Source organism: Oscillatoria sp. HE19RPO, assembly GCF_024220515.1.
Classification (GTDB): domain Bacteria; phylum Cyanobacteriota; class Cyanobacteriia; order Cyanobacteriales; family Laspinemataceae; genus Laspinema.
Genome location: NZ_JAMXOT010000231.1, coordinates 23,503 through 32,700 on the forward strand (window position 1 = coordinate 23,503; position 9,198 = coordinate 32,700).

6 protein-coding genes are annotated in these 9,198 nt (G+C 50.1%); all 6 read right to left on the minus strand.

Annotated elements, in window-relative coordinates:
• Nucleotides 1-65: 65 nt before the first annotated feature.
• A complete protein-coding gene (locus tag NG833_RS20355; RefSeq protein ID WP_254567101.1) occupies nucleotides 66-800 on the minus strand; it encodes a response regulator transcription factor in 735 nt (244 codons plus the stop codon).
• Nucleotides 801-1,095: 295 nt separating this feature from the next.
• Complete coding sequence (locus NG833_RS20360) at nucleotides 1,096-1,725, minus strand: molybdenum cofactor guanylyltransferase (protein ID WP_254567102.1); 630 nt, start codon at nucleotides 1,723-1,725, stop codon at nucleotides 1,096-1,098.
• A gap of 371 nt (nucleotides 1,726-2,096) precedes the next feature.
• Nucleotides 2,097-3,200, minus strand: a complete 1,104-nt coding sequence (locus tag NG833_RS20365; protein ID WP_254567103.1) for an anthranilate phosphoribosyltransferase family protein — start codon at nucleotides 3,198-3,200, stop codon at nucleotides 2,097-2,099.
• Between the two features lie 113 nt (nucleotides 3,201-3,313).
• On the minus strand, nucleotides 3,314-4,291 hold the full coding sequence (locus NG833_RS20370) for a LysR family transcriptional regulator (protein ID WP_254567104.1): 978 nt from the start codon (nucleotides 4,289-4,291) through the stop codon (nucleotides 3,314-3,316).
• A gap of 322 nt (nucleotides 4,292-4,613) precedes the next feature.
• A complete protein-coding gene (locus tag NG833_RS20375) occupies nucleotides 4,614-6,314 on the minus strand; it encodes an iron uptake porin (RefSeq protein WP_254567105.1) in 1,701 nt (566 codons plus the stop codon).
• Between the two features lie 338 nt (nucleotides 6,315-6,652).
• A complete protein-coding gene (locus NG833_RS20380) occupies nucleotides 6,653-8,053 on the minus strand; it encodes a HEAT repeat domain-containing protein (protein ID WP_254567106.1) in 1,401 nt (466 codons plus the stop codon).
• Nucleotides 8,054-9,198 lie beyond the last annotated feature (1,145 nt).

Genomic DNA, 9,198 nt, shown 5'->3' on the forward strand with positions numbered 1-9,198 from the left:
AGAACTTCAGGGAGTTTAAACAGCCGAAACTCCCCATCCGGTTCTTCCTTCCTTGTGGGGTGAGACTATACGGCTTGGGGGTTTTCATTAGCCGGTGCAGTGCTCGGTAACTCTAAGCAATAACCGGCACCATAGACCGTTTTAATGTAGCGAGGATGTCGAGGGTCGGGTTCGAGTTTCGTCCTCAGATGCCTAACATGAACCCGAATCGTTTCGATATCATCATCGGGGTCATATCCCCAAACTTCTTTGAGAATTTCACTAGGAGAGACCGTTTGGCCGTGACGTTGCAACAAGCAGTGCAACAGTTCAAATTCCAAGTGTGTCAGCTTGACCGTGCGATCGAACCAAATGGCTTCAAACCGTTCGGGGACGAGAGTCAGGGGTCCATAGTTGAGAATCTCCGCGTGTTTGGCAGCCTGGGGAATGCGATCGGTGCGTCGCAACAAGGCTCTCACCCGTGCAAGCATTTCTTCAACTTCAAAGGGTTTAGTCAGGTAATCATCAGCGCCTGCATTGAAACCTTCGACCTTATCATGGGTTTGACCTAAAGCTGTCAGCATCAGGACGGGTATATCGGCAGTCCGCTCATCACGACGAAGCCGTTGACATACGGTGAATCCATCCACCCGAGGCAGCATCAGATCGAGCATGATTAAATCGGGGATCAGTTGCAGTGCAAGCGCTTGACCTTTGATGCCATCTTCGGCTTGACTGACTTCATAGCCAGCCATCTCCAGATTGACGGCGACTAATTCTGAGATTGCAGGGTCATCGTCAATGACGAGTATCCGGGGCATGGTTCAAAATTTTGAAAGACTGGGTTGATTAAGGTTCATGAAGAACCATGTAGAGAATCGTAAAGATTCCTCTACAAATTATAAGCAACGATTCTAAAATCTTTCCAAAGAATTATTCCTGGATTTTAAGGGCTTAGATTCGGGGGAGGGTCCGGTATCGGATCCGCCCTATAATTTATCATCGAATGGATAATTTTGAATAAAATAAACCTATTCTCCGGGGTTCTCCCCCAGGATTAAAGGTACTTCTGCCCTCAAACCTCCCGGCGATCGCCTCAGGGCGACAATCCGGACACTACTCCAGACTAGGGCTGTGCAAATCCCCGGGGGTATTAAAATTTCTCAACATCCGGAATTCGGCAGTGCCTACCTCCAGGGGAGTAGCCCCAATCTGGGGTAACCACCGTTGAAACGATCGCCCCCCTTCCTCCAGAAACTGCCCCAACGGTTCTAAACCCGATCGCCGGTAAAATCCACACATCGGATGCCAAAGCGTTCCCTGCTGCGGAACCAAAGCCAGACTCTGCGGGGGTAGATTAGGCAGTTGATCGGCCCACTGTTGGACGATCGCCGGATCTAATAACGGTAAATCACAAGCTAACACCAACACCCACTCCGCCTCAATCTGACTCAACCCTTCCCAAAGGGCCCCTAAAGGACCCTTTTTGTGATCCGTCTCTGGCAGCGCCTGGACCGTCCGTCCCGAGAGATGTTCCGGACTCAGCATAGACTCATAGCGTTCTGGCCAAGGGGTGATGTAATAAACCTGGGACGCACAGTGACAGGCCACTTCACAGACGCGCTGGAGTAAAGACTTCCCCTCCCAGAGGATTTGGGCTTTATCTTCCCCCATGCGAGAACTTTGGCCTCCAGCGAGGAGGAGGGCCGCGAGTTGGGGATTGCTGGGACTGGATTTGCTCATCATTTAGTAGGGTTTTAAGGACTAGCCCTGTCAAGGGGGTAAATTGAATGACGAAAAATCGTTATTTCTTGTAGGGGCGCAATGCTTGCGCCCAATTCAGGACGTAAATTTAATCACGAAAAATCGTTATTTCTTGTAGGGGCGCAATGCTTGCGCCCAATTCAGGACGTAAATTTAATCACAAAAAATCCTTATTTTTTGTAGGGGCGCAATGCTTGCGCCCAATTCAGGACGTAAATTTAATCACGAAAAATCGTTATTTCTTGTAGGGGCGCAATGCTTGCGCCCTCTTTTGGGCGCAAGCATTGCGCCCCTACAAATCAATACACCTTGACAGGGCTAGGTTTTAAGGACAAATGACTAATGACAAATGACTAATCCAAAACCGATCGCGAACTGACCGCTTGAGTAATTTCCTGGAGTTTAGCAGCAACTCGACCACTCTTAAACCCTTCCCGCGCTTGATTAATGCCGCTGATTAAGTCTCCCACAACCCCAGAATGCCAGAGGTAAAACCCCCCACTCCAGACGGCAGACTCCATCAGTTCACTGGGTTCACCCCGCAGGACTCCTTGCATTTGGGCCGGGAACGCTTCGGATTGGAAGGGGGGATTTTCCGGGGTAAATCCGTAGTCCCGAGGATGCAGAAGCAGGCGGTGGAACCGATCGGCATGGGGAGACTCAGACTCCGAGGTAGCAGGTGGGGGGGAAGTCTCGGAGGGATTGCTATATCCGATAATGGCGGTGCGTTCCCGAGGTAAATCGCAACTGCCTTCTAATCCTTTGACTGTGGTCAAGCGGGAGTCCCCGCGTAATCCTAAAGCATCGCGAAACATCAGTTCCGTGGGGGGATGAACGAACCCGGCGACGAGGTGGCGATCGCCTTGATATGGAGACCAAATCAGTTCTAAGGTAGCGACTGGCGGTCGTTTCCCCAGTTGTTCCCGGTAGGGAACCAGACCCTCCGCTTCGGGAAACTGTTTGGGAAGATAGAGGAATCCGACTCCGGTGGTTTGCAAAACGGACTGGAGTTGTCTTAGGTCCATGTTCCGCCAACTCACCCCCAAGGCATCCCAAATTTCCACAAAAGGAATGCCATACTTAGTCGGCATTTGATCCCCGCCGTGGAGGAGTACAGGTTGACCGTAACTGGCGAGGAGGATGGCACTCAGGACCGTGACGGGTGCCGTGCGCGATCGCCCATCGTAGGGACATCCCCAGACCATTACCGGGGACGAGGTGGCGATCGGTCCCAGTTTTGGTCCGATTTCGTCATAAGCATCCAGCATCCCCGCCAATTCTTCCCCTGTCGGACGCTTGATGCGGTGAGCGATTAAAAATGCACCGATTTGTGCCGGGGTCGCTTCCCCCACAAGCATCATCCGCATTGCGTCGGCGGCTTCTGTACGGGAGAGGTTTTGGCTGGTGTGGGGACCACTGCCGACTTTCTTGACAAATTCTCTGAACGCTGTACTCATGAGTGAGAGGGGGAATAAAGGGGGAATAAACGGGAAAAAACCGGGGAATCTGGAGTGGGGGTGCGGAATCAGTTCAAACGAACATCACAGAAATAGAGTAACAATTCCAGTTTTTAACCCGATGCCACTTTGAGGGGCAAAAAGTCATGAACCAGTTGCCAAAAGTGTTGGATGGGGGGAATTTGGAGGCGATCGCTCGTTGTGACAATCACCACTTGCCGATTCCACCCCAAATCCCCAGCCACTGTGGGGTAAATTCCATTCAATGGGGAGGGGGTGCCAGGGGAATCCATTTGAGCGACCGGGGGTAGAGAGCGAATGGCAAGTTTTGGGTCGCAACGGGCTTCAACTAAGGCCGATTCCGGCAACAGCGCGATCATCTCCCCCTCCTGGACTACCCCACGAAATGCATCGGGAGTATTTAACTCCAACACCGCCCGCAAAGTCAGGTTGTATTTAGCAAAGATATCTTGAACCAACCGCTGCATTCCATAACCATCTTTAAAGACAACTTGAGGATAGCGCGCTAATTCTTGCCAGGGTACGGGGTCATATTGAGCCAGGGGATGAGTGGCTGCCATTAATACTTGAATTGACTCATTGAAGAGAATGTCAACGACCATTTCTGCACTAGAGGTTAGGAGGCGATTATTCATGACGATCGCCAGATCCACGAGGCCATCTTTGAGGACTTTTAAAGCGCGATCGCTTCCTAATGCCGTCACCCGCAACTGAACCTCTGGATACTGCCGACAAAATTTTCTTAAAATAGGAGGTAAATAATAGGCACAAACCGAGTGAATTGCAGCGACACAGAGTTCCGGTTGTTTTCCTTCTAATAAATTGCTCAGTTCCTCTCGGGCGGTGTGCCATTCCTGACAAATTTTCCGGGCATGGGGGAAAAATCGCTCTCCGGGCAACGTTAATTTGGCCTGAGCACTGCGATGAAATAACTGCAAGCCCAGTTCTGATTCAAGAGACTGAATTTGACGGCTAATTGTAGATTGGGTGACCCCGCATCGACGGGCGGCTTGTTGGAAGCTACCCGTATCAGCAATTGCCATAAAAGCTTGTAACTGCTCTAGGCGCATATATGGAGAGATAAATAAGATTTTTCCGCATTTTTTATATTACCTGAAAACCTTCAAATTTTTCGTACAAATTGATACCAGATTTTCCGGGATTTTCTCTATCCTTGGGTTGATATTGCGCTCAATTACATCGGAGTTCGGGACAACCCCTTCAGCGAGGGGACCGACAAGGCAAATTTCTTCCGGGCCAGACCCCACTCTCATCCCCTCCCCTTGGATCAGGAGAGGGGACCGGATGATGTAGAAGGGTTGGGTTTTTGGGGGTAAAAAAGTCTCCTAAATGCTCCGGTTCTGCTCGCCACTTTTCGAGAATTTGGGTAATTTAAAACGTAAATGTGGTTCGGAATGTCCCAATGAAAACATCACTGTTGTCATTATTTTGATTGGGAGCCGTCAACCAAATCAAGCCGGGGGTTAGGGAAATATTGGGAGTGATTTGATACTTATAAAGCCCTTCAACATGAAAGGGAGTATCTTTAGAAAAATCTGGATTTCCCGGTACATCCAAATCGGTCAAATGGGGTTCAGCCCCGACAATTAAGCTGGCAAAAGAACCGGGAGTTCCTAAATTCGGTAAAACCACTGTAGCGGCATAATTCCAAATATCAGCATCTCCCACTCCAATCAGTTCCGCATCGGTTTTAGCAATCCACCCACCCACAATTAAATTCGGAGTAATTCGCAAGGAGGTATTGACACTGTAGGAGTTGCTAACGACGGGAGTTGCTCGCAAGGAGGGACTGAGAGGATTCAGGGCTGCTGGGGAAAGATTCCCTAAATTTGTACCCGTTCCACCGTAACCAAATCGGGGAGCAGAGGTTCCTTCATAAGCATGAATGTAGGTCAAACCGACCTGAAATCGACTGCCAAAAACAATCTGTCCCAGGGCAGAATAGTTGCCATTAAATAAACCAGCGCCTGATATGGGAGTTTTGGCTTCAGTGGCTAAGTAACCGGCATTAATTTCTAAATTATTGCCGAGGGTATATTTAACGCCTAAACCGGCCCCGCCCAGGGTAAAGCGATAAATCGGATTGCGTTCGGCGAAGCGGGATAATGCGCCGGTGGCACCGCCCCCGGATTCTAAGAAGGGGTTGAGGGTATTGGCATAAAATTGATGCCCTCCGGCATTGGCGAAAATCCGCACGCTGAGGTTGTCGCCGACGGGAAAGAAATAATGCAAGCGGTTGAGGGTAACGGTGTTATTGTTCGCACCATCAAAGGCAAAACGCCCTTCATTGGTCCCTAAGACGGGCTGAAAGGAGGGGCCGATATTGCCCATTTCCAGGCGAGTGTATAGGTTATCTCGTCCGGTAAAACTGGTGACGAAGTTGAGGCGAACGCGATTGCTAAAGACGGTTTCGGCGTCGGCATCATCGGTAAAGGCATCGGCGAGGATGAAAGCGGCTTCACCGGCGAGTTTCGTGGTGGGGGAGAACTGATTGGCTTCGATTTCAGCGGTTCGCAGTTCCAGGTTGTCTACGCGACCCCGGAGGGTGGCAAGTTCGGCAGAAAAGTCCTGGGTTAAGCGAGTGAGTAGGTCGAGATCGCCGGTGTTGAAGTCGAGTTCACTGATGCGATCGGTGATGACTTCGAGACAGGCGTTTAAACTGGCGGCAAATTCATAGCGGGTCATCGCCCGATCGCCCTGAAACGTTCCATTGCCATACCCCAAGAGGCAATTGTACTTGGAGGCTAGGTTCTGGAGGGCTTGGAAGGCCCAGTCGTTGGGACTAACGTCGGTGAATTCGGAAACTGAGTTGACTTGTTCTAAAGGACCTAACTCCAGATTCCCTTGGGAATAGAAGTCAATTTGTTGCAGAAGGTTAGTTGTCTCATCCCTAGGATTTTCCAGGGAAGGGGGGGCGATCGCCGAGGGTTCTGGGTCCCCGGGTTCGCTGAATGGGGTGGGGGAATGATTTAAGGGGAGAGGTTCAGCCTCAAGCGCCCCGATGCCCAGTAAGTTGAGCCCCAAAAGGAGTGGGGTAGTCAGGATGAAGATTGACGAGAGTTGAGACATCATGGGTTGCAGATAGTCCTGAATGTAAGTCCTGAATGTCAGAGGAAATTCTAGGAACGAATCCGACTTGAGCCGCGGTTGGTTCGGATTCGCGCCTTTGTTAACTGCATCTTAATCTCTCAACAAATCTCATCCTCAAGCGGTGGGTTTTGTAGCGATCGCTGCAAAAAACCGGGGGTTTATGCGTAAATACTTTGTAACTCATGCAAAATTCACATGAATAAATCCCTGGAAAGGGGGGAAAGGCGCAGGGGTGTTCTCTGGGGAATCCCTTGCCCAGAGGGTTCCACAGAGGATGGCTCATGGGCAAACCCAGGTCGATCGCCCCTTGTCAGAATTCCCTAACTTTTTACCCATTCTTCCAAAGCGATCGCCACCCCTTGTTGGAGAGAGGGACTGGCAGTGGGTTGATGGGAGAGGTCCAGCAGTTGCCGATAGGCTTGATCCGGCGCAATCTGTTTCAGGGCGGCGATCGCATGAAACCGAACCCCCGCCTCCGAGGTGGCTAACAGTTGAATCAGGGGTTCTATGCTAGTTTTTTGTCCGAGATAACCCAATGCCGAAGCGATCGCTTGTTTGCTGCGGATCAAGTCTTTCCCCTTGACTTTGGACTTGCTATTTAACCGTTCAATCAGCATCTGCGCCGCTTTCGGCTTCAACTGGGGCACTTGGACCCGTCCCAGGAGGGAGACAATTTCTGCAATCACTTCGGGACTGAAGCCATTCTGTTCGCGACTGACTAATGCTTTTTCTAAATACTCCAAGGCTTCGGGAGTTCCCATCCAAGCTAAGGCACGAACCGCATGAATTTGTAAGGGAATGGGAGTAGCTGGGGAGTCGAGAATTTCATCGAGGCAGGCTGCCGCTTTCGGCGTTGCCACCCGTCCCAGGGAAATCGCCGCCTGATGGGTGACCCCGGGGTTAAAGTCCCACAAACGCTCCTGGAGGAGTTCCTCGATTTCCGAGGCGATCGCCCGGTAGATCTCCTCAGTCTGGTTTTTGTATGAGGGTCGCATGGCGCATAATCCTAAGCCGATGGTGGCTTCCCGACGGACGGAGGCATGGAAGTCATGGATGGATTCCACTAGGACCTGGGCGTGAGTGGGGTCATCATAGCTATTCAGGGCGGCGATCGCCTCGGAACGCACCTGGGGGTCGCGATCGCCCACCACACTCAACAGGGGTTCGATAATTTGGGGATTGCGGATTTTCCCTAAAGAGCGCACTGCTAATGCGCGGGTGGTGGAGTCGGCTAACTGCTGAGTTAAAGCGGCGATCGCCGGTTCACCCATTTGAGCTAAGGCAGTGGCTGCCATTGAGCTTAATTCTTCTTCTGGACTCTGGAGTAATTGAATCAAGGCGGCGATCGCCTCTGGGCTCTTAAACTCCGCCAGGATTCGACCCGCAAACCATTGCAATTCCACTTCGGCATCGGGATCAGCCAGAATCCCCAACATTGGGGCGATCGCCTCGGTTCCCAGACGAGGGAATAGTTTGGCAACTTCCCATCGTTGTTGAAAATCACCGTATTCTAAAACTTGATCCGCCAAACCGAGTAGAGAAGAGGGATTCAGATGGGGCGATCGCTCGTTCGGTTGCTCCGTGGAAACGGGTAAAGATTCAACTTTAGATGTCCCTGGGATTGTGGCTAGTTTTTCCAAACATTGGGTCACCAATTGCCAATCTTCTTGTTTTGCGGCTTCGTTAGCTTGTTCTAACAGATTAGAGAGAGTATGGGGCATATTGATGGGTAGGTTTTGAATGGGGCGGGGTGCAAGAGTTGCCAAAGTTACAAGGGTTCCACGCTAACTTTATATCCCTTTCAATTTATCCTCGGTTTGGCTAGATGTGCTAGTTGGTTTTGGCCCGGTGATACCTAAATCGAATTCTACTCATCCGTAAATTGCATGATAACCGGACTTTGGTATCTAATTTTACCAAGTTTGTTCACAGGATTTGACACGCTTGCCTAGAAGGCTGGTACAGCTTGAGAACTCATACGGAATCCGGTTGTCAAAGGTCTATAAAAACCCGCAGGCTTAAACCTGGGGCTATACGGACGAAGCGGTGCCTGCGCGGGCTAAAAACGAAAATCGACTTTTACCAACCGGATTTGGTATCAGGGACAAAAACCCAGGTTTCTTGACCCAATAAGAGCCTGCTTTGACTCCGGGCTTTAGAAAGAGAGTACGGGGTCTTGTCCCTCGAATCTAATCCTATCCCCATGCAATCGGTTTATGTTTTGTTTAAGAAAAAATTAAAGGTTAAAAAGGTATCAAATGCTGCTTAAAAATGTCTTAAAAGATGGTATGAATCTGCGTTTAGCGCGGGTTGCTCCAGTGCAGCCTCTCGGGGAGTTCTGATTCGACGGGAATTGCAGTCGCTTTTTTAATCCAAGAGTCAAGGGTGAGAAATAACCCTTAAATTTACGGGTGTAAGGATCAAAGTGACGGATAGTCTCAAGAATAAACATTGCATCAATGCTGCATATAAGATAACCGAACAAACTAACAGCACGAACATCGGATCACCGCTTATAGATAGTAGAGATCATTGATGTACGATCTGGGCTACCGTGAGAGCTATATTCCCCCCTTGGCCTCAGTGCGAACTCAAACCGAACCATTCCATTCCATCTCACTGAAAAACGGAAAACTGCTGAAAGCCGACAATACCGGCAGGATAGCCTCTCGTTATCAAAATACTGAAACAGAAATCAATGTAGAATCTTCGCTCCCATTCCTTATGGGAACTCCAAAAAATAAAATCTCCAAAACGTTCGTTTGTAGATCAACAGAGTAGCCCCGTCAATGTCGGAGTAAATGCTTGCGCCCTCCGGAGGGCGCAAGCATTTACTCCGACACATACCTTCCTTTCAGTTGAACGT

Bases quoted from the DNA above. Each gene is read 5' to 3' on its own strand.
- NG833_RS20375 (WP_254567105.1), bottom strand. From the start codon at position 6,314: ATGATGTCTCAACTCTCGTCAATCTTCATCCTGACTACCCCACTCCTT.
- NG833_RS20370 (WP_254567104.1), bottom strand. From the start codon at position 4,291: ATGCGCCTAGAGCAGTTACAAGCTTTTATGGCAATTGCTGATACGGGT.
- NG833_RS20365 (WP_254567103.1), bottom strand. From the start codon at position 3,200: ATGAGTACAGCGTTCAGAGAATTTGTCAAGAAAGTCGGCAGTGGTCCC.
- NG833_RS20380 (WP_254567106.1), bottom strand. From the start codon at position 8,053: ATGCCCCATACTCTCTCTAATCTGTTAGAACAAGCTAACGAAGCCGCA.
- NG833_RS20355 (WP_254567101.1), bottom strand. From the start codon at position 800: ATGCCCCGGATACTCGTCATTGACGATGACCCTGCAATCTCAGAATTA.
- NG833_RS20360 (WP_254567102.1), bottom strand. From the start codon at position 1,725: ATGATGAGCAAATCCAGTCCCAGCAATCCCCAACTCGCGGCCCTCCTC.